Origin of the sequence: Pseudosulfitobacter koreensis, from assembly GCF_024733015.1 — a bacterium.
Taxonomy (GTDB): Bacteria; Pseudomonadota; Alphaproteobacteria; order Rhodobacterales; family Rhodobacteraceae; genus Pseudosulfitobacter; species Pseudosulfitobacter koreensis.
This window is the reverse complement of record NZ_JANKJG010000002.1, coordinates 201,372-225,064: the sequence shown is the minus strand read 5'-3', so window position 1 is coordinate 225,064 and position 23,693 is coordinate 201,372. Positions and strand designations below refer to the sequence as shown.

At 64.9% G+C, this 23,693-nt stretch carries 19 protein-coding genes; 13 read left to right on the top strand and 6 right to left on the bottom strand.

Translation table 11 applies throughout. The features are described 5' to 3' along the window. Window positions 1-18: 18 nt before the first annotated feature. Both NTA49_RS04190 and rarD read left to right on the top strand, forming a co-directional pair. Entirely contained in the window at window positions 19-618 is a 600-nt protein-coding gene (locus NTA49_RS04190; RefSeq protein WP_258293403.1) for a superoxide dismutase, read from the top strand. Between the two features lie 140 nt (window positions 619-758). Then, the gene (gene rarD, locus NTA49_RS04185; RefSeq protein WP_258293402.1) at window positions 759-1,700 is read left to right on the top strand and encodes an EamA family transporter RarD; all 942 of its coding nucleotides are present in this window, start codon (window positions 759-761) and stop codon (window positions 1,698-1,700) included. Here the strand turns inward: rarD and NTA49_RS04180 are convergent. Next, complete coding sequence (locus NTA49_RS04180) at window positions 1,637-2,185, bottom strand: LOG family protein (RefSeq protein ID WP_258293401.1); 549 nt, start codon at window positions 2,183-2,185, stop codon at window positions 1,637-1,639. The genes rarD and NTA49_RS04180 overlap by 64 nt on opposite strands. A 131-nt stretch (window positions 2,186-2,316) precedes the next feature. On the opposite strand from NTA49_RS04180, the gene NTA49_RS04175 reads away from it, so the two are divergent. The 3 genes from NTA49_RS04175 (at window position 2,317) to NTA49_RS04165 (ending at window position 6,637) form a co-directional block, all read left to right on the top strand. Beyond that, window positions 2,317-4,305 carry a LysM peptidoglycan-binding domain-containing protein gene (locus NTA49_RS04175; RefSeq protein ID WP_258293400.1) on the top strand — a complete coding sequence of 663 codons (1,989 nt, stop codon included), beginning with the start codon at window positions 2,317-2,319 and terminating at the stop codon, window positions 4,303-4,305. A 115-nt stretch (window positions 4,306-4,420) separates the two neighbouring features. Beyond that, window positions 4,421-6,280 (top strand): ABCB family ABC transporter ATP-binding protein/permease, encoded by a 1,860-nt coding sequence (locus NTA49_RS04170; RefSeq protein WP_258293399.1) that lies wholly within the window; start codon window positions 4,421-4,423, stop codon window positions 6,278-6,280. A gap of 6 nt (window positions 6,281-6,286) precedes the next feature. Continuing rightward, a complete protein-coding gene (locus NTA49_RS04165) occupies window positions 6,287-6,637 on the top strand; it encodes a hypothetical protein (protein WP_258293398.1) in 351 nt (116 codons plus the stop codon). Window positions 6,638-6,805: 168 nt separating this feature from the next. Here the strand turns inward: NTA49_RS04165 and NTA49_RS04160 are convergent, their stop codons facing one another. From NTA49_RS04160 to NTA49_RS04150, 3 genes are all read right to left on the bottom strand, one after another. Further along, the gene (locus NTA49_RS04160; RefSeq protein WP_258293397.1) at window positions 6,806-7,270 is read right to left on the bottom strand and encodes a DUF302 domain-containing protein; all 465 of its coding nucleotides are present in this window, start codon (window positions 7,268-7,270) and stop codon (window positions 6,806-6,808) included. 127 nt (window positions 7,271-7,397) lie between these two features. Continuing rightward, window positions 7,398-11,336 (bottom strand): efflux RND transporter permease subunit, encoded by a 3,939-nt coding sequence (locus NTA49_RS04155; RefSeq protein WP_258293396.1) that lies wholly within the window; start codon window positions 11,334-11,336, stop codon window positions 7,398-7,400. Then, window positions 11,333-12,616, bottom strand: coding sequence for an efflux RND transporter periplasmic adaptor subunit (locus NTA49_RS04150; protein ID WP_258293395.1), 1,284 nt, complete (start codon window positions 12,614-12,616; stop codon window positions 11,333-11,335). Before NTA49_RS04150 ends, NTA49_RS04155 begins: the two co-directional genes overlap by 4 nt. A 266-nt stretch (window positions 12,617-12,882) precedes the next feature. Here NTA49_RS04150 and NTA49_RS04145 point away from each other — a divergent pair, with 266 nt between their 5' ends. From NTA49_RS04145 to der, 3 genes are all read left to right on the top strand, one after another. Then, window positions 12,883-13,560, top strand: coding sequence for a tetratricopeptide repeat protein (locus NTA49_RS04145; RefSeq protein ID WP_258293394.1), 678 nt, complete (start codon window positions 12,883-12,885; stop codon window positions 13,558-13,560). A gap of 48 nt (window positions 13,561-13,608) precedes the next feature. Continuing rightward, window positions 13,609-14,961 carry a PQQ-like beta-propeller repeat protein gene (locus NTA49_RS04140; protein WP_258293393.1) on the top strand — a complete coding sequence of 451 codons (1,353 nt, stop codon included), beginning with the start codon at window positions 13,609-13,611 and terminating at the stop codon, window positions 14,959-14,961. A 69-nt stretch (window positions 14,962-15,030) separates the two neighbouring features. Further along, on the top strand, window positions 15,031-16,503 hold the full coding sequence (gene der, locus NTA49_RS04135) for a ribosome biogenesis GTPase Der (protein WP_258293392.1): 1,473 nt from the start codon (window positions 15,031-15,033) through the stop codon (window positions 16,501-16,503). Between the two features lie 123 nt (window positions 16,504-16,626). Here der and NTA49_RS04130 read toward each other — a convergent pair whose 3' ends face one another. After that, window positions 16,627-17,313, bottom strand: a complete 687-nt coding sequence (locus NTA49_RS04130; RefSeq protein ID WP_258293391.1) for a tryptophan-rich sensory protein — start codon at window positions 17,311-17,313, stop codon at window positions 16,627-16,629. A gap of 80 nt (window positions 17,314-17,393) precedes the next feature. Here NTA49_RS04130 and NTA49_RS04125 point away from each other — a divergent pair, with 80 nt between their 5' ends. Beyond that, window positions 17,394-18,506 carry a DUF2235 domain-containing protein gene (locus NTA49_RS04125; RefSeq protein ID WP_258293390.1) on the top strand — a complete coding sequence of 371 codons (1,113 nt, stop codon included), beginning with the start codon at window positions 17,394-17,396 and terminating at the stop codon, window positions 18,504-18,506. Between the two features lie 21 nt (window positions 18,507-18,527). On the opposite strand, the gene serS is transcribed toward NTA49_RS04125, so the two are convergent. Continuing rightward, the gene (serS, locus tag NTA49_RS04120; protein ID WP_258293389.1) at window positions 18,528-19,820 is read right to left on the bottom strand and encodes a serine--tRNA ligase; all 1,293 of its coding nucleotides are present in this window, start codon (window positions 19,818-19,820) and stop codon (window positions 18,528-18,530) included. 213 nt (window positions 19,821-20,033) lie between these two features. On the opposite strand from serS, the gene yajC reads away from it, so the two are divergent. From yajC to NTA49_RS04100, 4 genes are read left to right on the top strand one after another with little or no spacing between them, the layout of a single operon-like run. Next, a complete protein-coding gene (gene yajC, locus NTA49_RS04115) occupies window positions 20,034-20,312 on the top strand; it encodes a preprotein translocase subunit YajC (RefSeq protein ID WP_258293388.1) in 279 nt (92 codons plus the stop codon). Beyond that, window positions 20,313-21,974 (top strand): protein translocase subunit SecD, encoded by a 1,662-nt coding sequence (gene secD / locus NTA49_RS04110; RefSeq protein ID WP_258293387.1) that lies wholly within the window; start codon window positions 20,313-20,315, stop codon window positions 21,972-21,974. Window position 21,975: 1 nt separating this feature from the next. Next, window positions 21,976-22,944: a protein translocase subunit SecF gene (secF, locus tag NTA49_RS04105; RefSeq protein ID WP_258293386.1), complete on the top strand. Its 969-nt coding sequence runs from the start codon at window positions 21,976-21,978 to the stop codon at window positions 22,942-22,944. After that, a complete protein-coding gene (locus NTA49_RS04100) occupies window positions 22,937-23,692 on the top strand; it encodes a sulfite exporter TauE/SafE family protein (RefSeq protein WP_258293385.1) in 756 nt (251 codons plus the stop codon). The genes secF and NTA49_RS04100 overlap by 8 nt, the downstream gene beginning before the upstream one ends. The last annotated feature ends 1 nt before the right edge of the window (window position 23,693 follow it).

The window sequence follows — 23,693 nt, the reverse complement described above, 5'->3', positions numbered from 1 at the left end:
TAAAAGGGGGCCCCAACCATGGCTTTTCAACTTCCCGACCTTCCTTATGCACACGACGCACTTGCCGCCAAAGGCATGTCCGCCGAAACACTGGAATTCCACCACGACATTCACCACAATGCCTATGTCACCAACGGCAACAAGGCGATTGAGGGCACCGAATGGGACGGCAAGTCTCTCGAAGAGATCATCAAGGGCACCTACGACCCCAAGGCCGTCGCCCAGTCGGGTATCTTCAACAATATCAGCCAGTTGTGGAACCACAACCAGTTCTGGGAAATGATGAGCCCCGACGTCAGCGCCATGCCAGGCGAGCTGGAAAAGGCGATCAACGACAGCTTTGGTTCGGTCGACAAGTTCAAGGACGAGTTCAAGGCCGCAGGCGCGGGCCAGTTCGGTTCGGGCTGGGCATGGCTGGTGCGTGACACTGATGGCGGCCTGAAGGTCACCAAGACCGAAAACGGCGTGAACCCGGTGTGCTTCGGCCAGACCGCGCTTTTGGGTTGCGACGTGTGGGAACACTCGTATTACATCGATTTCCGCAACAAGCGTCCCGACTATCTGACCAACTTCCTCGACAACCTGGTCAACTGGGAAAACGTCGCCTCGCGCATGTAAGCGCGAATGTGGACGCCGCGCATGTAGGCGCGGTTGTAGACGAACGGTAGAGACGCCTCGCAGCCAACTGCGGGGCGTTTTGCGTATCATGGTCCGTTTGCCCCTTGCAGGCCCTGCGCAATCGCGGTCTTGATACCGCCATGAGCCGCGCCCCCATGATCCTGTCCCCCCAGACCAAAGGTGTGCTGGCCGGTATCGGTGCCTGCACCATCTGGGGCCTGTCGCCGATCTTTTACAAACAACTCGCCCATGTGCCCGCCATCGAGGTTCTGGCGCATCGCACGCTGTGGTCGCTGGTGTTCTTCGGCGGCGTGCTGGCGGTGCAAGGGCGGCTGGGGCAGGTCCGCAACGCTTTGAATACGCGCACTAAACTTGCCACGTTGGCGTTCGCCTCTCTGATGATCGCGACCAACTGGTTCCTGTTCATCTGGGCGGTCGGGGCAGGGCGCACGACCGAAAGCAGTCTGGGCTATTACATCCTGCCGCTGGTCGCGGTGGTCATCGGTCGGGTGGTCTTTGGCGAGGCTTTGTCGCGCCTTCAGTGGGGTGCTGTTGCGCTGGCCACGGGGGCGGTGGTGCTGCTGACCGTGGGGTTGCAGGCGCCGCCGTGGATTGCGCTGACGTTGGCGTTCAGCTTTGGCCTCTATGCGCTGATCAAGAAGCGGCTGGATGTGGGGCCCGTGGTCTCGGTCACTGGCGAAGTGTTGCTGTTGCTGCCGATCGCGCTGATCGTGCTGTTGCATTCGGAACACAGCGGCGGGTCGGCCTTTCACGCGGGCGCATGGACGATGGGCGTGCTGCTGGTCTCGGGGCCGGTGACCGCGCTGCCGCTGATCCTGTTCAGCTATGCGGCAAGACGGGTGCGGATGACCTCGCTGGGGCTGGTGCAATACCTCAATCCCACATTGCAGTTCTCCTGCGCGGTCTTCGTGTTCTCCGAGCCGTTCACCGGCTGGCACATGATCGCGTTTGGCCTGATCTGGATCGCGCTGGCGCTTTATGCGGCCAGCATGTTCGCTCAGGACAGGGCGGCGCGCAGGGCCTCGGTGGCGGCGGCGGTGTCGCGCACCGGCGTGATGTAATCCAGCAGGGTGGCATCGGCAAAGCCGTGGTCCACGACGTGCTGCAAAAGCTGCATGAACGGGTCCCAGTAACCATTTGAATTCATGACGATTACCGGCTTTTGATGCAGGCCGAGCTGGCGCCATGTCAGCACCTCGAAAATCTCGTCCAGCGATCCCGCGCCACCGGGCAGCAGCACCACCGCGTCGCAGTTCATGAACATGACTTTCTTGCGTTCGTGCATGGTTTCGGTGACGATATAGCGGGTCAGATCGACCTTGCCGACCTCCCATGCCACCAGATGTGCGGGGATCACGCCGAAGGTTTCGCCGCCTGCCAGTTGGGCGGCCCGCGCGACCGTGCCCATCAGTCCGACATCGCCCGCGCCGTAGACCAGACGCCAGTCGTTTTCGGCCAGTGCCGTGCCCAATGCGGTGGCTTGAACCGCATATTCGGGATCGTTTCCGGGGCGGGAGCCGCAGAAGACACAGACGGATTTACGCATGTTTTACCCCAGAGGTTTGAAAATAAACGGTGTTGTCACACCTAGACTTTTGACCGGTGTTAGCGCGCTTGATATGTAACCTCAATGGCACTTGGGCCAACTGGGGGGCGCTGTCCGGGCGCGTGTGCGACATGAGCAAGTATTCATCATTTTCAGGTGCGCCCGCAGGTGTGGCGGCTGCCGTCGGGGTGGCCGTGGTGCTGGCAATCGGGGCTTATATCTTTCAGCCGGATGCGGTTGAGACCGCTGAACCTGTGGAAGTTGTACAAGACAAGGCCGATGTTGTACCGAATGTTGCCCTGCCGGATGGGGCCTCGGGGCCCGAAACTGCGGAAGTTGTACCAGACTCGGGCGATGTTGTACCGAATGTGGCCGAGACCACTGAAGAGGCCGCAGAAGAGGCCGCAGAGGCGCGTCCGCCGACCATCGACGAGGTGCGTCTGGAGGCCGATGGCATTTTTGTCGTCGCGGGCCGTGCCGCCCCCGACAGCATGGTTGCGGTGATGCTCGACGGGTTGGAGAACACGACGACCAAGGCCAGTGGTCAGGGTGCCTTTGCCGCGATCACCATCGTCGCCCCCAGCACGGCGCCGCAGGTTCTGACGGTGATCCAGCGCGGACCTGACGGCGATGTCGCGGGCATGGAGGAGATCGTGCTGGCCCCGATGGTCGCTGCGGCCGAGCCGAAGGCGGATGATGTGGATGTGGCCGATGCAGCGGCGGGTGCCGAGGATGATCCGGCGGCGCAGGTATTGCCTGCCGCAGCCGATGCACAGGGTGGGGTGTCTGATACCGAACAATCGTCGGACACCGTGGTTGCGGTGCTGACGCCGTCCGAGACCCGGAGCGGCGAGGCTGCTGCGACCGGGGGCGCGGATGCCGATGTTGCTGCGTCCGGGGGAACGGACGCCGATGTTGATCGTGTGGCAGAGGGCAGCGCCGAGAGTGTGCCGCAGGGTGGGGCGACTGAGGGTGATGCGACTGAGGGTGATGTGGCGGTGCGTGACGCTGAGCCTGTGACGCAGACCGCCGACGGTGGTGCGGGGGCCGGTGTTGCAGCGGAGGGTGCGGAAACTGCGCAGGCTGCGCCTTCGGTGTCCGAGCCTTCTGTCGCGTCGTCCGAGGGTGCTGTGGTGACGGGTGCGACGACTTCGACGACTCCGACTTCACCGACGACCATCCCAACGACGCCTGCTGCTGGGGTGGAGGCCGCATCCGCCGACAGCGGGCCGGCTGCGCCTGCGCCCGACGCTGCGGCGGATGTACCTGCCGCGACGGATGTTGCGAGGGACACCGAGACGGAGACTGCGGCCAACTCTGAGGCGGGCGCTGCGACGCCTGACGCGGTGGCCGAAACTGCCGAGGTTGACGGTGCGTCCGATGCGCAAACTATTGCCACTAAAACTGCCACTGCCACTGCCGATGCTGGTGCTGCGCCAGAGGCCGACACAACGGCACCGGCAGCACCCGCACCAGCCCGGCCTGCAGAGACCGATCTGGCGCAATCGGGTGCCGTCGCGGGGGGCACCGCTGAGCTGCCCGAGTCCGAGTCTGTGCCCGAGTCTGTGCCGACGCCGCCCGCGCCAAACCAGGTGGCCATCCTGAAATCCGATGCGACGGGCGTGGAACTGGTGAACAGACCCACAGCGCAGACCGAGATGAACGTGGCCATCGACACCATCGGCTATGCAGAGGACGGGGGCGTGCAACTGTCGGGCCGCTCGACCGGGCGCAGCGGGTCGGTGCGCGTCTATCTGGACAATGACGCCGTGATCGAACTGCCTGTGGATGCGCGCGGGCGCTGGCGCGGCGATCTGCCGGATGTCGACAAGGGCATCTATACGCTGCGCGTGGACGAGGTGAACCCGCAAGGCGAGGTCGTGAGCCGCGTCGAAACCCCGTTCAAGCGCGAGGACCCCGAAGAACTGGCGGCGCAGACGGGGGCACAGGATGCGCCGGTCAAGGCCATCACCGTGCAGACCGGCAACACCCTGTGGGCGATTGCGCGCGAACGCTATGGCGAGGGCATTCTTTATGTGCGGGTCTTCGAGGCGAACCGCGACAGCATCCGCGATCCCGATCTGATCTATCCCGGTCAGGTCTTTGCCTTGCCTGACTGAGAGGCCGACTGAGGGCCCGACTGAGGGCCCGACTGAGAGGCCGAAGGGGGCCTGGCAGCACTGGCAACCGGATGGTGCAGGGGCTATGTAGGGGGCCAACAGAACAGGACCCTTCATGCCAGCCGATACAGCCAGCCCCGCCGAGCAGACCGATGCCGCGGATCAGACCGAAGTTGACCAGACCGAAGTTGACGGCGAGGACGCCGAGCGCCGCTCGGGGTGGCGCACCATCCGCAAGGTCATGCCGTATCTGTGGCCCGACAACTTGCCTTGGGTCAGACACCGCGTGGTCTGGTCATTGGTGGCGCTGCTGGCGTCGAAGCTGATCTCTGTCTATATCCCGGTGCTGTTTCGTGACGCGGTCAACGTGCTGTCGGACGAGGGCGTGTCGGTGCTGGCGCTGGGGGCGGTCGGGCTGACCGTTGCCTACGGTGTTGCGCGTCTGATGAACGTGGGCTTTCAGCAGTTGCGCGATGCGATCTTTGCCCGCGTCGGGCAGCGCGCGCTGCGGATGCTGGCGCTGGAAACCTTCGAGCATATTCACCGCCTGTCGATGCGCTATCACCTGACGCGCAAGACCGGGGGCCTGAGCCGGATCATCGAGCGCGGTGTGAAGGGCGTGGATTTCCTGCTGCGGTTCCTGCTGTTTTCCATCGGGCCGCTGGTTCTGGAACTGCTGCTGATCGGGATCATCCTGACGGTGCTGTTCGACTGGACCTATCTGGCCATCGTCGCCTTTACCATCGCACTTTATGTCTGGTTCACCTTTGCGGTCACCGAATGGCGCGTGAAGCTGCGCCGCGTGATGAACGATCAGGACACCGACGCCAACCAGAAGGCGATCGACAGTCTGCTGAACTATGAGACGGTGAAGTATTTCGGTGCCGAGGCGCGCGAGGCGGGGCGCTATGACACGGCGATGGCGGGGTATGAGAGTGCTGCGCTGAAGACGTCGTATTCGCTGGCGTTCCTGAACTTTGGCCAGTCGTTCCTGATCACCTGCGGGCTGGTCGGGGTGATGGTTCTGGCCGCTGTCGGTGTGCAGAACGGCGATCTGACGGTGGGCGATTTCGTCATGGTCAACGCCTATATGATCCAGATCACCATGCCGCTGAACTTTCTGGGCTCCGTCTATCGCGAGATCCGACAGGCGCTGGTCGACATGGGCGAGATGTTCGACCTGCTGGAGCAGCCTGCCGAGGTCGAGGACAAGCCGGGTGCCAAGCAGCTGAAGGTCAGCGGCGGGCGGATCGAGCTGGACGATGTGCACTTTGGCTATGATCCCGAGCGGATGATCCTGAAGGGCGTCAGCCTGACGGCGGAGCCGGGGCAGATGGTGGCGATCGTGGGGTCCACGGGGTCGGGCAAATCGACCATCGGGCGGCTGTTGTTCCGCTTCTACGATGTGGGCAAGGGGGCGCTGCGGATCGACGGGCAGGATGTGCGCGATGTGACGCAGGACAGCCTGCACGATGCCATCGGCGTGGTGCCGCAGGACACGGTGCTGTTCAACGACACCATCGGCTATAACATCGCCTATGGGCGCGGCGACGCCACTCAAGACGAGATCGAGGCCGCGGCGAAGGCGGCGCAGATCCACGAGTTCGTCCTGAGCCTGCCCGAAGGGTACGACACGCCGGTGGGCGAGCGCGGGCTGAAGCTGTCGGGCGGCGAGAAGCAGCGGGTGGGCATTGCGCGGACATTGTTGAAGGACCCGCCGATCCTGTTGCTGGACGAGGCGACAAGCGCGCTGGACAGCGAGACAGAGCAGGAGATCAAGTCGGCGCTGATGATGGCGGGACGGGGGCGCACGGTGCTGACCATCGCGCACCGGCTGAGCACGATTTCAGAGGCTGACCGCATCATCGTGCTGGAAAAGGGCAAGATCGTCGAGCAGGGCACGCATGAGGCGCTCTTGGCGCAATCGGGCCGCTATGCGCAGCTGTGGAACCGCCAGCAGTTCGAGGAGGCCTGAGCCACGGTGCCGCCGAAGGATTATCCGCAGACGCCGGACGGGCGTTATTTCGTGTCGAAGGGGCGGCTGTGGCGGACCACTGACCCTGCGTTGCCGGATGACGTGCGCAGGGCTGCGATCAAGCGGCTGATGCGGGCGCGGATGGATGTGCGCCGGGCTGGGGATGATGACGAGGCGCTGCGCGAGGCGCGGGGGCGGGTACAGGAGGCCAAGGAGGCCCTGGGCGAGCGTGGTCCGGTCTGGTGGGATGACGGTGCGCCGGACGAGACGCAAAGGGCGCCGTGGAATTCGAGCTATGCGGACTGGTGGGCCGGGTTGGATGCGGAGGCGCGTGAGAAGGGCGGGCAGGATTTTTAGTCGCTGTCGGTAACGCGCCCGGAGTCAAGGTGCGTGAGAGGCAGCGCCCGACCGCCCGTTATGCCGGAGGCGTGCTTTCAGCATGCTCGTTGTGGAGGCGTGCTTTCAGCACGACGGTCTGGCGCTGCCCTATGAAGCTCTGTTGACTGTGACCGATACGATCGCGCCTCAGTCTTCGGCCACCGCTGCGCTCGTCAGCTTGTCAAGCGCGCCTGCGATCTGATCGAGCGGGGCGTTGTCGGCGTTGACGTCATAGCGATCCGCCAGCGACATCGGGTGTGCGTAGACCAGGTGCACCACGCCTTCGGCGTCGGCATAGGCCAGGGCGCGCAGGGGCAGGTCGAGGCCCGCAAGCTGGTCGGCCTGCATCACCGGGGTGCCGAGCTTGGGATTGCCGAAGATCAGCAATTCTGTCGGGCGCAGGTCCATGTCGACGGAGGATGCTCCTTCGGCGTGATCGACGCGGGCGAAGACTGTGGCGCCTGCGGTCTCGACTGCCTCTTGCAGGCGGTCGATGGTGCCGGAGACAGAGTGCGGGCTGACCTTGCTGACCATTTCCTGCGCTGTGGCGGGCAGGGACATCATCAGGGCGGGCAGGGCGATTGCTGTGGCTGCAAGGGAGCGTTGGAACATGCGCATGGGAAAACCTTTCGTTGAAATCTTGTGCCTCTCAACGCGCATGAGGGCGGATCGGGTCCGCCCTCATGCGATCACGTTTGCGTCGGCGCCCCTTCGGCGGCGCGCTCTGTTCAACCGCGCGCTATTCGGCGGCGCGCAGACCGCTTTGCAATCTGGGGTCCTTGGGGAAACCGGCCCCGGCGGCGGGTGACGTGTCGGTGATCCCCTCGTCCCAGATGATCTCGTGCAGGTCGGCGCGTTTGGCCTGGCGTTGCAGGGCCCAGTCGCGGGCGGCGGCGCTGGCGCGGCCAAGGCTGAGCTTGGCCAGAAGATGCGACAGCCACAGCACGTAGGTGCCGAGCCAGACGCGGATCGCCAGCAGCGAGGGGGTGATCACCAGCGTCAGCACCGTGGCGATGCCCAGACCGAAGACCACCGCCGTTGCCAGCTGTTTCCACCACAGCGCGGTGGGGCTGTCGATGGTAAAGCCGCCGTCGATGAAGTTCAGCGACAGGCCGAACATCATCGGGGCGAGGCCCGCCATCGTGGTGATCGTGGTCAGCAGCACGGGGCGGATGCGGTCCTGAGCGGTGCGGATGATCGCCTCGATCCGCGGCATGTAACGCTCGTATTCCTGATAGGTGTCGATCAGCACGATGTTGTTGTTCACCACGATCCCGGCGAGTGCGACGATGCCGGTGCCGGTCATGATGATCGAGAACGCCTGATCCATCACCATCATCCCGATCAGCACGCCGGCGGTCGACAGGACCACCGCGCCCAGCACCAGCAGCGAATTGTAGACGCTGTTGAACTGCGCCAGCAGGATGATGAACATCAGGCCCAGGGCGGCGGTGAAGGCGGAACTGAGGAAGGCCTGGCTTTCGGCCTGATCCTCTTGGTCGCCGGTCCATTCCCAGTCGATGCCTGCGGGCAGGGGTTTGGTGTCGAGCCATTTGGTGATTTCCGCGATCCGCTCGTTGGCGTTGACCGGGACCATGTGCAGGCTTTCGTCGTCCAGTGCCGCCTGCAATTCGGAGAGGGGCATGGTGCCGTTGAGCACGGAATAGCGCGTGCCATCCTCGGCGCGCAGGGCGCCGTCCGGGGCGAGGCCGAGCGTGGCGATGGCGTCGGCGGTGGTGGCGTCGGCGCCCGTGATCTCGGCGGGCACCAGCTTTTGCAGGCCGGGCAGCACGCCTGCCTTGACGTCGAAGTATCGTTTCTGGCCCACGCGGCTGATTTCGGCCAGTTTGGGGACGGGGGTGCGGGTGATGAAGTTCGACAGCGGCACCAGCCCGTCCGAGGTGCGGACCTTGAGCGAATCCAGTGTGCTGAGCAGCCGGTCCTGTTCGGGCAGGCGGACACGGATTTCGATTTCCTCGTCCGAGCTGTCGACGCGCATGGTGTCGAGCAGCAGGCCGCGTGTCACCAGTTGCACCATCGCACCCACGGTGGCGACATCGGCGCTGTAGCGGCCGGCCTTTTCGACGTCGACGTCGATTTGCCAGTCGATGCCGGGCAGCGGGCGGGTGTCTTCGATCAGGCGCAGACCGGCGGTGCGGTCGAATTCGGAGCGTGCAGCGCCGGCGGCGGCGACCAGATTTTCCCAATTGTCGCCCTTGAGACGCAGGTGCACCGGTTTGGCCGAGGCGGGGCCCATCGCCAGATTGAGGATCTCGACGCGGATGCCGGGGATCTGGCTGAGCTGGTCGGTCAGGTCCGCGATCACCGCGTCACCGTCGAATTCGGGGTTCTGCACGGCGCGGGTAAAGGTGTAGTCGATCAGCGGAATGGTGAAGACCGGTTCGCTGTGGCTGGGGCGGTCTTCCCACGGGATGGTTTCGATCTGGACCTGACCGATGCTGTCCTTGGGCGATTGCGCGCCGCCGGTGTTGGCGTTCAGCCCGCCCGTTCCGGCAAAGGCGAAGGCGGTGGCGACGCCGGGGTGCTTGAGGATCACCGCTTCGGCCTGGCGCACCAGATCGTCTTTTTCCTCGAGGCTGAGGTTGCCGCGTGCCATCACGTAGACGATGGCCTGTTCGGGTTCGGATTCGACGAAGAATTCGACGCCGTTGTTGTTGTTGGTAAAGGTGATCAGCGTGGTGCCGACAAAGACGAAGACCGCGCCCACCATGACCAGCGGCATCACCGGATTGCCCGCGATGAAGGCCATCAGGTGCCCGAACGGCGAGCGCTGGTAGCCTGCGCGCACACGTTGGCGGCGGTTTCCGATGGCCTTGGACGCCAGCCATTTGCCGCCGCGCCCGAGCCGCGCGAAGACCGCGACCAGGGCCAGCAACAGCACGCCGATGCAGCCCAGCACGATGCCGCCCGCAGCGGCGGCCAGCACGATCACGCCGAAGGCCGCAGCGAAGGTGGTCATGATGGATTGCAGGCTGGTCTGGTCGAGATTGGCAAAAACCTCGCCCAGCAGGGCGAAGACGGGCGGGGCGGCTTCGGCGGTCTGGCCTTCGGTCGGTTGCGGTACGAAGGCCAGCGCCATCACGAGGGCGGCCAGTGCGGCGAAGCCCATGAACAGGCCGATGTGGGCGAGCACGGGCAAGGATGCGATGCGGCCCACACCCTGCGAGACCCAACGTTCAAGCCGTCCGGTGACGCCGCCCATGACGGGCAGATAGACCAGCGCCACGATCAGCGAGGCGGACAGCACGAAGATGATGGTCACGGGCAACATGCCCATGAATTCACCGGGCACGCCGGGCCAGAACAGCATCGGCAGGAAGGCGCAGAGGGTGGTGGCGGTGGAGGAGATGACGGGCCAGAACATCCGCTTGGCGGCGTCGACATAGGCCTGCATGGGGCCGACGCCCTCGGCCTGGCGCTTGTCGGCGTATTCGACCACCACGATGGCCCCGTCGACCAGCATGCCGACGGCGAGGATCAGGCCGAACATCACGATGTTCGAGATCGAGATGCCCATCAGCGCCAGCAGCACGAAGCACAAAAGGAACGAGGTGGGGATCGCGAAGCCGACCAGCAGCGAGGCGCGCAGGCCAAGGGCGGCCAGAACCACGATCATCACCAGTGCGATGGCGGTGAAGACCGAGCCCTGAAGCTGCTGGACCATCGAATTGACCACGCGGCTTTGGTCGTTCGAGGTGCCGACGGTCACGGCGGCCTTGAGCCCGTCGGGCCAGTCGGCGGTCTGTTCGGCCACGGTTGCCTTGACCAGATCGGCGGTGTCGATCAGGTTGAAGCCCTTGCGCTTGACCACCTGCAGGGCGATCGTGTCGTCGCCGTTGAAGCGGGCGGTGCTTTCGCGGTCTTCGAAGGTCAGGTTGATTTCGGCCAGATCACCCAGCGTCACGACGCGGTCGCCGTTGGTCTTGACCGGCAGGGCGTAGACATCGCGCGCGTCGTCGAAGGACGAGGGGATCTTGACCGAGAAGCTGCCGGTGGCGGAGGTGACTTCGCCCGCCGCGATCAGCAGGTTGTTGTTTTGCACCACGTTCACCAGTTCGGCGGCGGTGACGTTGTAGGCCTCCAGGCGCAGGGGGTCGATCACGACCTCGAGCATCTCGTCGCGGTTGCCGGAAATCGGCGCTTCGAGCACGGCGTCGAGGGTTTCCAGCTCGTCCTGCAGGTCCTTGGCGACGCGGGCCATGGTGCGTTCGGGCACGGGGCCGGAGAGGTTGACGATGATGATCGGGAATTCGGAAAAGTTGAATTCCTCGATGGTGTATTGTTCGGCGCCGTCGGGAAATTTCGCCTGTGCGTTGCCAAGGGCGTCGCGGGCGTCGGCCATCACTTCGGTCTTGTCCCAGCCGAATTCGAATTCCAGCACCACGTTGGCATAGTTTTCAGCCGCCGTGGCGGTCATCTTTTTCAGGCCGGGCAGGTCGGCCAGTTCGGTTTCCATCGGCTTGACCAGCAGCGTCTCGCTGTCCGCCGCCGAGATGCCGGGGAAGGTGACGCTGACGATCAGCATCGGGATTTCGATGTCGGGCTCGCCCTCCTTGGGCAGGCTGATGTAGGCGAACGCGCCGACGGTCAGCGACAGCACCACGAAGGCCAGAACCATCCGCGCCCGAGACGCGGCCCAATCGACGATACCGGTCATTGCGATGCCTCCCGGAAGGTCGGCTCGACGGTGACGCCTGCGGTCACGTATTCCTGCCCGACCACGATCACGTCGACGGTTTCGGGCAATCCGGTCAGCCAGACGCCCTTGGGCGTGTCGCGCACGATCTTGACGGGCTGGAATTCGACCACGCTGTCGGGGGACAGGGTGCGCAGGCCCAGCGTGCCCTCGTCGTTGAGGGTCAGCGCCGATTGCGGCAGCAGGTGCGCGGGCGCGCCGTCGGTTGCGATCAGGATCTCGACGGTCTGGCCGTCGCGCAGGCGCAGGTCGGGGTTGGGGATCTCGATTTCGACGCGGAAGGTGCGGGTGGTGGGATCGGCGGCGCGCGACAGGAAGGTCACACGGCCCTGAACGTCGCCGCCCGCGGCCAGCCGACCGCCGCCGATGGCGCCCACGTGCACGCGGTCGACGTCGGTTTCGGGGACGAAGGCCACCAGCTTGATCGGGTCGAGCTGGATCACGGTGGCGCAGAGCGCGCCGGGTTGCAGCAGGGTGCCGAGTTCGGCGGTGTCGCTTTCCAGAAGGCCCGCGAAGGGGGCGTGGATTTCGAGACGTTCGATTTCGGTTTCGGCGGCGGCAACGGCGGCCTGTGCCGATTCAATGCCCGCATCTGCCGATTGCAGCCCGGATTTGGCGGCCTGCACGCCCGAACGGGCCGATTCCACGCCCGCCCGTGCGGAGGCAACGGCGGCATCGGCGCTCTTGACGCGGGTTTCGGCGGCAAAGCCGCCTTCGCTGAGCTTGGTCGCGGCGTTCTGGTTGACCATGGCCTCGTCCAGACGGGCCTCGGCCTCGGCGACGCGGCTTTGGGCTTCGGGCACGCGGCTTTCGGCTTCGGATTTGCCTGCGCGGGCTTCGGACAGGCGCGCCTGCGCCTCGGCCAGTGCGGCACCACGGGTGCCGGGGGAGAGTTTGCACAGCAACTGGCCTGCGTCGACGAAGCTGCCCTTGGGCAGGGGTTCGGACATCACGGTCGATGTGGTTTCGGCCCTGACCTCGACCTGACGCTGGGCCTGGGTCTGGCCGCGCAGGATCACCGCGCTGTCGATTTCCTGGGCGGCGGAATGCTGGGCGACGATGCGGATGCGCGGGGTTGCGGCGGCGGCGGCACCTGTGGGCGCGGGCTCTTGCTGCTGGGCTGCGGCCTGTTCGGTTTGCGGATCGCCGCGCAGGAAGGCCAGTGTGGCCTCCCGTTCGATGGTGAAAGCCAGTACGATGATTGCGACCAGAATTGCCGCCAAAACAGAAAAAATACGCATATGCGCCCCGATTCGAATTCGTCCGGTCGCACATGTGGTGCGGCCGCTGACGGGTATATGCACTTAAATACACTGAACTGACCAGTTCAGATCAAAAAATTTTCGGGCGCTGATGTAAAAATCCGTGCCCTGGTGCACCGCTTTGGGCACTGGCTGGGGCAAAGGCCCGTTTTCCGTGCCCCTTGGCTTGTGGTCATGTGCGCGTTAAGAGGGGCAAAACCGTGCCCCGTCAGAGGGCCGGACCCTGTGACAGCCGAGGCCGCGCCATGAGCAACAACGACAGTTTCATCGACGAAGTGAACGACGAAGTCCGCCGTGACCGTCTGTACGGGATGATGCGCCGCTATGGCTGGATCGCTGTGCTGGTGATCGTGCTGATCGTGGGCGGGGCGGCGTTTACCGAGTGGCGCAAGGCACAGGCGCGCGCCGAGGCCGAGGCCCTGGGCGATGCGATGCTGAGCGCGCTGAGCCTGGAGGACACTGCCGCGCGCGCGGATGCCTTTGCGGGCATCGAGGCGGGGCAGCCGTCGGCGCGTGCGGTGCTGAACTTTCTGACCGCCGCCGAGCAATACGAGGCCGGTGACGTGGACGCGGCGACCGCGCGTCTGCAGGAGGTGGCCAACAACAACGAAGTGCCGCTGATCTACCGCCAGATCGCGTCGTTCAAGATCCTGGGACAGGGCGCGGACACCATGCCCATCGAAGAGCGCCGCGCCGGATATGAGGCATTGGCCCAGCCGGGCGTGCCGCTGCGGCTGCTGGCCGAAGAGCAGCTGGCGATGATCGAAATCGAGAGCGGCGACGCCGATGCGGCGATTGCCCGCCTCAAGACGATGCTGGACGACAGCGAAGTGACGCCGGACTTGCAACAGCGCGCGCTACAGGTGATTGTGGCGCTGGGTGGGGAGCCCGACCTTGGTGCAAGCGGCGCCAACGGCAACTGAATACACGACCAATTTGCCTCGGGACACTGAACCACAATGAGCACAGCCATGAGATCGAAACCCATTTTCGCGGCACGTCTGCCCTTGGCCCTTGCGCTGGGTGGCAGCCTGATCCTGAGCGCTTGCACGGAACCCGAAGTGATCCTGGCAGGCGAGCGCCAGCCGGTGCGGTCGGTGTTGCAGAACCCTGATCCCGCCGATCTGGAGGTCGCTGTCGCCCCTGCCAACACCACGCGGGCGATTGCGCTGCCTGCGGCACAGAACAACGCGTCGTGGACGCATTCCATCGGCACGCCTGCCTATCGCACCGTGCACCCCGCGCTGTCGGCCACGCCGCAGCGGGTCTGGAGCGCCAACATCGGGGACGGCGACAGCCGCCGCCAGCGTATCACGGCCGATCCTGTGGTCGAGGCTGGGCGCATCTTTACCCTCGATGCCGATTCGACGGTGACGGCGACATCGACTTCGGGTGCGACGCTGTGGCAGGCCGATGTGCGCCCGCCGCGTGACAGCGCGGGGGCTGCGACGGGCGGTGGTCTGGCGGTCAAGGACGGCACGCTTTACGTGTCGTCAGGCTACGGCGTGCTGACCGCACTTGATGCCAGCACCGGCGGCGTGCGCTGGACGCAGCAACTGGACGCGACAGGCTCGGGCGCGCCGACGGTCTATGGCGATCTGGTCTATGTGATGGCGGGCGATGACGCGGGCTGGGCCATCGAGACGGCGACGGGCCGGGTGCGCTGGCAGGCGACGGGCCCCACATCGGTGTCGAACATTCTCGGCGCGCCTGCGCCCGCGCTGACCGACGATCTGGCGATCTTTGCCTTTGGGTCGGGCGAGTTGCAGGCGGTGTTCCGCAAGGGCGGCCTGCGCCGCTGGGATGCGTCGGTGCTGGGCGAACGCCCCGGACGGGCGCTGTCGAAGGTGGATGACGTCACGGGCTCTCCGGTCGTGGTGGGCGATACCGTCTATGCAGGCAACCAGGCGGGCCGGATGGTCGCCATCGACGCGGTGTCGGGGATGCGCGCGTGGACGGCCAACGACGGTGCGATCGACACGATGTATCCCATCGGCGGCAGCATCTTCGCGATCACCGACCGCAACGAGCTGGTGCGTCTGGACGCATCGGACGGCAGCCGGATCTGGGGCGTGCCGCTGCCCAACTACGTCAAGGACCGGCCCAAGAAGATCGTCGAAGTCTATTCGCACAACGGCCCTGTGGTGGCTGGTGGCCGGGTCCGCGTGGCATCGTCCGACGGGCTGCTGCGCAGCTTTGATCCGGTGAGCGGCGCGCTGGTCGGCACGGTCGAAATCCCCGGCGGTGCGACCACGGCACCGGTCGTGGCGGGTGGTACGCTCTATGTTGTCGGCAGCAACGGGCAATTGCACGCTTTCCGTTGATGCGGAATTGCGCTAGGGCGTGCTCTTTGGGGCGCGCATCGCGGCGCCTGACCTGAACCGGAGACTGTCATGTCTTTCACCCTCGCCATCGTGGGGCGGCCCAATGTGGGCAAGTCCACGCTGTTCAACCGCCTTGTGGGCAAGCGTCTGGCGCTGGTCGACGACCAACCCGGCGTGACCCGCGACCTGCGCGAAGGGGCGGCCCGTCTGGCCGACCTGCGCTTTACCGTGATCGACACGGCCGGTCTGGAAGAGGCCACCGACGAATCCCTGCAAGGCCGGATGCGCAAGCTGACCGAACGTGCGGTGGACATGGCCGACATCTGCCTGTTCATGATCGACGCGCGGGCGGGTGTGACGCCGACCGATCAGGTCTTTGCCGAGATCCTGCGCAAGCGGTCTTCGCATGTGATCCTGGCCGCCAACAAGGGCGAGGGGGCTGCCGCCGACGCCGGTGTGATCGAAGCCTATAGCCTGGGACTGGGCGAGCCGATCCGGCTGTCTGCGGAACATGGCGAGGGGCTGAACGATCTTTACACCCACCTGATGCCGCTGGCCGACAAGTTCGCGGAACGTGCCGCCGAGGATGCGCCCGAAGTCGACGTGATCGTGGACGAGGACGAGGACGACATGGATGTCGTGCCGGTGCCGACCAATGCAAAACCCCTGCAGGTGGCCGTGGTGGGACGCCCCAACGCGGGCAAATCGACGCTGATCAACAAGATCCTCGGGGACGAGCGTCTGCTGACCGGTCCCGAGGCGGGGATCACCCGCGATGCGATTTCGTTGCGGATCGACTGGGCGGGCGATGACGGTGTCGCGGTGCCGATGCGGATTTTCGACACCGCCGGCATGCGCAAGAAGGCCAAGGTTCAGGGCAAGCTGGAAAAGCTGAGCGTGGGCGACGGGCTGCGCGCGGTGAAGTTTGCCGAAGTCGTGGTGGTGCTGCTGGATGCCGCCATTCCGTTCGAGCAGCAGGATCTGCGGATTGCCGATCTGGCCGAGCGCGAGGGCCGTGCGGTCATCATCGCGGTGAACAAATGGGACATCGAGGACGAAAAGCAGGACAAGCTGCGCGATCTCAAGGAAAGCTTCGAGCGGCTGTTGCCGCAGTTGCGCGGTGCGCCGCTGATCACCGTGTCGGCCAAGACGGGCCGGGGGCTGGACCGTCTGCATGCCGCGATCATGAAGGCCTATGACGTGTGGAACCGCCGGGTGCCCACCGCCGCGCTGAACCGCTGGCTGAGTGGCATGGTCGAGGCGCACCCGCCCCCCGCGCCGCAGGGCAAGCGGATCAAGCTGCGCTACATGACGCAGGCCAAGACGCGCCCGCCGGGGTTCGTGGTGATGTGTTCGCATCCCGACAAGGTGCCGGAAAGCTATTCGCGCTATCTGGTGAACGCGTTGCGGGTGGATTTCGACATGCCGGGCACGCCGATCCGGCTGTATATGCGCGGGCAGAACGATTCGAACCCCTATAAGGGGCGCAAGAAGGCGCCGCCGTCGAAGCTGCGCAAGCACACCGAGGGGCGGCGCAGCTAGGGCCGGATCGAGAGTAAGGCCGGAACGAGGGTAAGGCGGAACGAGGGTAAGGCCGGGGCGCTGCCCCGGACCCCGGGATATTTGTGGCCAGAAGAAGCCGGGGGGCGGGGCCTGCGGCGTGCGTTACAGGCGGGCGCTGCGCACCACCGGGATGACCATCAGCACCGCGCCGATCAGCGCCAGCCACGCAACGCCGGTGGCGGTGCCCCAGTTCTGCACCGCGACCGCGATCAGCGCCCAGATCACGGCAAGGCCGTAGGTCGGGGCGCGTTTCAGACGGCTTTGCACCAGAAGCGGCAGCAGGATCGCGAGGCCCACGAAGACGTAAGCCGCCGTGCGTCCGCTCATCCAGCCATAGCCTGCCGCGACCAGCCCCAGCGACACGCAGGAGGCGGCGCTGAGCCAGCCCGCGTAGAGCCCCACGGGCCAGGCGGCCCAGGGCGCATCCTGATGCGGCGCGCGAAAGAGCGCGATCACTGCGGTGATCAGCATCGCCCAGATCAGGACCGTGGCCCAGACCGGGCTCATCACCGCCACATGCAGCCAGGGCACCCCGATGGCCAGCGACAGGGCGAGCGTCTGGCGCATTGCGGACCATTCCGGAACCCGGCGCAGCCCGTAAACCGCGCTGACGATCAGCCACAGATAGATCGGGCCCCAGATCGAGAAGGCATAGCCCGCGGGCTGTACCGGCGGATTTTCCTGCGGGATCGGGAACTGGGTGGGGTCGAAGCCGCCAAAGCCCGGCACCAGCAGGGGCGAGACGGCGAAGGCGATGCTGAGAATGGCGACGAGAATGGCGAGAGGCATGGTATTCACTACTTATGGTGGCAGGGAGGATGTGTCACAGTCACCTAATACATTTCATCTGACTGCCAAGGACTTTTGCCATGACCCGTATTGCCGTTTTCTGTGATGGTACGTGGAATTCGCCCACCATCAGCGAGCCCACCAGTGTTCACAAGCTGCATCTGACCATGATCAACGACCCGGCACAGGGGCAGGTGTCGGCCTATTTCAAGGGGATCGGCACCGACGAGCGGTTTGACGGGCCGGTGCGGAAGTTTTTCAACAAGTATGGCGGCGGGGCGTTCGGCTGGGGCCTGGATGCCAAGGTCAAGCAGGCCTATCAGTTCATCGCCGAAGCCTATCGTTCCGGGGACGAGATTTACCTCTTCGGGTTTTCACGCGGGGCGTTTACCGCGCGGTCGGTGGCGGGGATGATCCGCAAGTGCGGGATCGTCACCGACACGTCGACGGAAGGGATCAACGCGGCGTTCGAGCTTTACCGCAAGCCGGGGGATCAGAACCACCCGGACAAGCGGCATATCCTGGAGGCGCGGCGCCGTCTGTCGCCGGAGTTCGCCACCTCGCAGGAGGATCTGGACTGGCGCGCGGACGGGTCGGAGATGGTCAACATCGCCTATATCGGGGTCTGGGACACGGTGGGCGCGCGCGGCATTCCGGTGTCGATCCTGGGGCCGGTCGCGTCGCTGTGGAACCGGCAGTACAAGTTTCACGACATGGCGCTGTCGAGCCTGGTGCGCAGTGCGCGGCACGCGGTTGCGGTGGACGAGCGGCGGCTGTTCTATCGGCCTGCGAAATGGGATAATCTGGATGATCTGAAGGACAAGCCGGGGTTGAATGGGGGCGATACCGGGCCGGATCGCAAGTACCAGCAGGTGTGGTTTGTGGGCACGCACAGTATGGTCGGGGGAAGTGCCAAGGACGAGCAGGCGCTTGCGGTCTATCCGCTCCTGTGGATTTTCGAGGGGGCGCGGGGGCTTACGCAAGGCACCGGTATACGCTTTCCGCATGTGAACGGGGATGCGTTGGTAAATTCGAAAGGCGTGGTGCCCGAGGAAGGCTGGCTGCGCAACAGGTTCCTGCGGTGGCGCGAAGGCCCCCTGCAAAAGTGGGAGTTGCATGACAGCACGGATGCGCGGTGGCGCGGGCGTGAAGATTACCGCCCGCGCAGTCTGCAAAAGCTGTTTCCCGGTTAGGCCCCGATCAGACCGCCCCGATCAGATCAGCGTGCCGTCGGCGGCGAGGGTGGTCTTGCCGCCCAGATAGGGGGCGAGCACCTGCGGCAGAGCGACGGAGCCGTCGGCCTGCTGGCCGTTTTCCAGCACCGCGATCAGGCAGCGTCCGACGGCGAGGCCGGAGCCGTTCAGCGTGTGCACGAACTGCGGCTTGCCGCCGTCTGCGGGTTTGAACCGCGCGTTCATGCGGCGCGCCTGGAAGTCGCCGGTGGTCGAGACCGAGCTGATCTCGCGGTAGGCGTTCTGACCGGGCAGCCATGCCTCGATGTCATAGGTGCGCCGCGCGCCGAAGCCCATGTCGCCGGTGCACAGGATCACCGTGCGGTAGGGGATTTCGAGACGCTCCAGCAGATCCTCGGCGCAGCGCAGCATGCGTTTTTGTTCGGCGTCGGAGTCTTGCGGCAGGGTGACGCTGACCATCTCGACCTTTTCGAACTGGTGCTGGCGCAGCATGCCCGAGGTGTCACGGCCCGCGCTGCCTGCTTCGGAGCGGAAACACAAGGTGTGGGCGGTGTAGCGGCGGGGCAGATAGCTTTCGTCGATCACGTGGCCTGCGGCGATGTAGGTCAGCGGCACCTCGGAGGTGGGCACCAGCCATTTGCCGTCGGTGGTCTGATAGCTGTCTTCGCCGAATTTCGGCAACTTGTCAGTGCCGTACATGGCGTCGGAGTTGACCAGCACCGGGGTGTTGACCTCGGTCAGGTCGTTCGCGTCGACATGGGTGTCCAGCATGAACTGCGCCAATGCGCGGTGGATGCGCGCGACGGCACCCGACAGCAGCACGAAGCGGCTGCCTGAGATTTTCGCCGCCGTCTCGAAGTCCATCGACGGGGTGACGGAGGGCAGGTCGTAATGTTCGCGCGCGGTGAAGTCGAAGCTGCGCGGGGTGCCCCAGCGGGTGACCTCGACGTTGTCGGCCTCGTCCTTGCCGTCGGGGACGTCGTCGGCGGGCAGGTTGGGGATGCGCGCGAGGGTGTCGGTCAGCTGGGCGTCGAGCGCCTTGGCGGCTTCGTTCATCTCGGCGATCTCGGCTTTTTTGGCGGAGACCAGCGCGCGCAGGCGCTCGAACTCTGTGTCATCGCCGCGCGCCTTGGCGGCGCCGACCTCCTTGCTGGCCTTGTTCTGTTCGGCCTGGGCGGTTTCGGCGGCCAGAATTTTTGCGCGCCGCCCTTCGTCCAGCGACAGCAGATCGGACGACATCGGTGCATCGCCCCGGCGGGCGAGGGCTGCATCAAAAGCGGCTGGATTTTCGCGGATGGCGCGGATGTCGTGCATGGTCTTTATCCTCTGAGCGATGTGCTGGCTTTGAGTCGCGGTGCGCGCCTTATGGCGCATCGCGGGCGCGAAAGGTAGCCTCTGGATCGCGCCAAACGGGTCCAGATGCCGCAGATTAGTGCCGGATTGCACCTTGCGCCCATGCCAGCGCGCCCATAGGTTCTGCCAAAATCGACAGCAGGCCGATCGAGGCCGACAAAAGGACCTATCTCCATGGAAGCAATCGGCCAATTCGTACCGCTCATTCTGATCTTCGGGATCATGTATTTTCTGCTGATCCGTCCCCAGCAGAAAAAGGTCAAGGATCATCAGGCGATGGTACAGGCGTTGCGCCGGGGCGATCAGGTGGTGACGCAGGGCGGGATCATCGGCAAGGTGGTCAAGGTCAAGGAAGACAACGAGCTTGAGATCGAGGTTGCCGATGGCGTCAAGGTGCGCGTCGTGCAAAGCACCATCGCTCAGGTGATTTCGAAAACAGAACCTGCCAAGTAAATGCTACAGATCGGTTTCTGGAAGCGGCTGTTCATCTGGGGCCTTGTGGCCCTGGGGTTGCTGCTGGCACTGCCGAACGCGTTTTATACGCGGGTCGAGCAGTCGAATGACGCGGTTGCCGCCATCGAGATCGGTGCCGATACCCCTGAAAATCAGGCGGTGGCGGGACAGTGGCCGTCGTGGATGCCTTCGTCTCTGGTGAACCTGGGGCTGGATTTGCGCGGTGGCGCGCATCTGCTGGCCGAAGTGCAGGTCGAGGATGTGTACGAGACGCGGATGCAGGCCAGCTGGCCCGAGATCCGGGATGCCCTGCGCCCGGAGCGTGACGCCGTGGGCACCGTGCGGCTGCTGGACAGCGACCCCGGCACGCTGCGCATTCGCATTGGTGAGGCGTCGGGCATGGCCCGCGCGCTGGAGATCGTTCGCGGATTGGCGCGCCCGGTGCAGACGCTGACCGGGGCCGGTTCGACCGATATCGTGGCCAGCGGGCAGGGCGATGTCATCACCGTCACGCTCAGCGACGCGGAAACCCAGGCGACCGACGAGCGCACGTTGCAGCAATCGCTGGAAATCGTGCGCCGCCGCATCGACGAGGTCGGCACGCGCGAGCCCACCATTCAACGGCAGGGTGCGGACCGCATTTTGATCCAGGTGCCCGGCATCGGGTCGGCGGCAGAGCTGAAGGCGATCATCGGGACCACGGCGCAGTTGACGTTCAACCCCGTGATCACCCGCACCACAGACGCCAACACGTCCGTTGGCCCCGGCGAAAAGCTGGTGCCGTCGCTGGACGAGAGCGGCGTGTTCTACGTGATCGAAACCGCAGCCGTCGTGACGGGCGAGGATCTGGTCGATGCGCAGCCTGCCTTTGACCAGAATGGCGGCCCTGCGGTCAATTTCCGGTTCGATTCGACCGGTGCGCGGCGGTTCGGGGATTACACGGCGGAGAACATCGGCAGCCCCTTTGCCATCGTGCTGGATGACGAGGTGGTCAGTGCCCCCGTGATCCAGAGCCATATTCCCGGCGGATCGGGGATCATCACCGGGCGTTTCGACGTCGAGGAAACCACCAACCTTGCGGTTCTTTTGCGCGCGGGTGCCTTGCCCGCCGAGCTTACGTTCCTTGAAGAACGGACCATCGGGCCGGAACTGGGCGCGGACAGCATCGAGGCGGGCAAGATCGCGACCATGGTCGCCTTTGCCGCCGTGCTGGTGTTCATGGTGCTGAGCTATGGGCTGTTCGGGCTGTTTGCCAATATCGCGCTGATCATCAACATCGCGCTGATCTTCGGGCTGCTGAGCTCCATCGGGGCGACGCTGACGCTGCCGGGGATTGCGGGGATCGTGTTGACCGTCGGCATGGCGGTGGACGCCAACGTGCTGGTGTTCGAGCGTATCCGCGAAGAGCTGAAGTCGGCGCGTGGGCCTGCGCGGGCCATCGAGCTGGGGTATGAAAAGGCGTTGAGCGCCATTCTGGACGCCAACATCACCACATTCATCACCGCCGTCATCCTGTTCGTCATGGGGTCCGGCCCGGTGCGCGGCTTTGCCATCACGCTGGGCCTGGGCATTCTCACATCGGTCTTTACCGCCGTCTTCGTGACGCGGTTGATGATTGTGATGTGGTACGAACGCCGCCGCCCCAAGCAGATCGAGGTTTGATATGCGTCTGAAGCTGATACCCCAGGAAACGAACGTTGATTTCTTTGGCCGCTGGAAACTGTGGCTGGGCATTTCCGCCCTGATGGTGGTGATCGGGTTCGGGTCGTTCCTGTTGCAGGGCCTGAACTTTGGCATCGACTTTCGCGGCGGCACCACGATCCGCACGCAGAGCACGCAACCGGTCGACATCGGTGTCTACCGCGACGCCATCGCGCCGCTGGGTCTGGGGGATATTTCGATCACCGAAGTGTTCGACCCCAGTTTCGAAGAGGATCAGAACGTGGCGATGGTCCGTATCCAGGCGCAGGGCGACGAAGAGGCGGTGACCACGGAAACCATCGAGGCGGTCGAGGGTGCGCTGTCCGCCGTCGTGCCGGACATCAGGTTCATCTCGGTCGAATCCGTGGGGCCCAAGGTGTCGGGCGAGCTGATCCAGACGGCAGCGCTGGCTGTGATCCTCGCGATTGCGGCGGTGCTGGTCTATATCTGGCTGCGGTTCGAATGGCAGTTCGCCCTGGGTGCCGTCGCGGCGCTGGTGCATGACGTGGTGCTGACCATCGGCGTGTTCTCGGAATTGCAGATCCGGTTCGATCTGGCGATCATCGCGGCGCTGCTGACCATCGTGGGCTATTCGCTGAACGATACGGTCGTGGTCTTTGACCGCGCCCGCGAGAACCTGCGCAAGTACAAGAACCGCCCGCTGAAAGAAGTGCTGAACCTGTCGATCAACGAAACGCTCAGCCGGACGCTGATGACATCGGTGACCACGCTGATTGCGTTGATCGCGCTGTTCGTGCTGGGCGGCGACGTGATCCGCGGGTTCGTCTTTGCGATGATCTGGGGCGTGATCGTGGGGACCTATTCGTCGGTCTTCGTGGCCTCGACCGTGTTGCTGTACCTGGGCGTCAAGCGCGACTGGACCAAGCAGGACGGCGGGTCGGGCACGCAGTTTGCGAACATAGATGCCTGAGATCCTGTCAGAGGCCTTGGCTCTGCCGGGCCTCTGGCTGTTGGGTCTTGGCGCGTTGATCGCGGGGATCGTGCGCGGGTTTTCCGGGTTCGGGACCGCGATGATCTACCTGCCCATCGCCGCACAGGTGATGCCGCCGATCTGGGCCATCCTGTCGCTGGTGGTGATGGATGTGTTCGGCCCGATGCCCATCGTCCCCAAGGCGCTGCGTCAGGCGCATCGGCGCGATCTGGTCCTGTTGCTGGTCGGCACGCTGTGCCTGTTGCCCGTGGGGCTGGCGCTGCTGATGCTGATGACCGGCGATACCTACCGCTATATCGTGTGCATCCTGTCGCTGGCGCTGGTCGCCTGCCTGGCGCTGGGGGTCCGCTATACCGGGCGGCTGACGCCGCCGATGGTGGGCGGGATCGGCGCACTTGCCGGGTTCTCCGGCGGGCTGATCGGGGTGCCGGGGCCGCCGGTGATCCTGTTCTACATGGCCAGTGCGCTGCCTGTCGCGGTGGTGCGGGCGAATGTGCTGCTGTATCTGTTCGCGTTCGATTTCCTGCTGGTCGGCGTGCTGGCCTTGCGCGGTGATCTGGTCCTTGTGCCCATCGTCATCGGCCTGATGCTGGCGGTGCCCGCGATGATCGGGAATATGATCGGTGCGGCCATTTTCAACCCGGACAAGGCTGGCGTATACCGGGGCGTGGCCTATGTGGTTGTGGCAAGCTCTGCGATCATGGGGCTGCCTGTCTGGGGGAATTGAT

Coding starts and splice junctions, on each gene's coding strand:
- NTA49_RS04180 (WP_258293401.1), bottom strand. CDS start 2,185: ATGCGTAAATCCGTCTGTGTCTTCTGCGGCTCCCGCCCCGGAAACGAT.
- der (WP_258293392.1), top strand. CDS start 15,031: ATGTCTTTCACCCTCGCCATCGTGGGGCGGCCCAATGTGGGCAAGTCC.
- NTA49_RS04130 (WP_258293391.1), bottom strand. CDS start 17,313: ATGCCTCTCGCCATTCTCGTCGCCATTCTCAGCATCGCCTTCGCCGTC.
- NTA49_RS04155 (WP_258293396.1), bottom strand. CDS start 11,336: ATGACCGGTATCGTCGATTGGGCCGCGTCTCGGGCGCGGATGGTTCTG.
- yajC (WP_258293388.1), top strand. CDS start 20,034: ATGGAAGCAATCGGCCAATTCGTACCGCTCATTCTGATCTTCGGGATC.
- NTA49_RS04175 (WP_258293400.1), top strand. CDS start 2,317: ATGAGCAAGTATTCATCATTTTCAGGTGCGCCCGCAGGTGTGGCGGCT.
- NTA49_RS04190 (WP_258293403.1), top strand. CDS start 19: ATGGCTTTTCAACTTCCCGACCTTCCTTATGCACACGACGCACTTGCC.
- NTA49_RS04140 (WP_258293393.1), top strand. CDS start 13,609: ATGAGATCGAAACCCATTTTCGCGGCACGTCTGCCCTTGGCCCTTGCG.
- NTA49_RS04170 (WP_258293399.1), top strand. CDS start 4,421: ATGCCAGCCGATACAGCCAGCCCCGCCGAGCAGACCGATGCCGCGGAT.
- serS (WP_258293389.1), bottom strand. CDS start 19,820: ATGCACGACATCCGCGCCATCCGCGAAAATCCAGCCGCTTTTGATGCA.
- NTA49_RS04125 (WP_258293390.1), top strand. CDS start 17,394: ATGACCCGTATTGCCGTTTTCTGTGATGGTACGTGGAATTCGCCCACC.
- secF (WP_258293386.1), top strand. CDS start 21,976: ATGCGTCTGAAGCTGATACCCCAGGAAACGAACGTTGATTTCTTTGGC.
- secD (WP_258293387.1), top strand. CDS start 20,313: ATGCTACAGATCGGTTTCTGGAAGCGGCTGTTCATCTGGGGCCTTGTG.
- NTA49_RS04150 (WP_258293395.1), bottom strand. CDS start 12,616: ATGCGTATTTTTTCTGTTTTGGCGGCAATTCTGGTCGCAATCATCGTA.
- rarD (WP_258293402.1), top strand. CDS start 759: ATGAGCCGCGCCCCCATGATCCTGTCCCCCCAGACCAAAGGTGTGCTG.
- NTA49_RS04160 (WP_258293397.1), bottom strand. CDS start 7,270: ATGTTCCAACGCTCCCTTGCAGCCACAGCAATCGCCCTGCCCGCCCTG.
- NTA49_RS04145 (WP_258293394.1), top strand. CDS start 12,883: ATGAGCAACAACGACAGTTTCATCGACGAAGTGAACGACGAAGTCCGC.
- NTA49_RS04100 (WP_258293385.1), top strand. CDS start 22,937: ATGCCTGAGATCCTGTCAGAGGCCTTGGCTCTGCCGGGCCTCTGGCTG.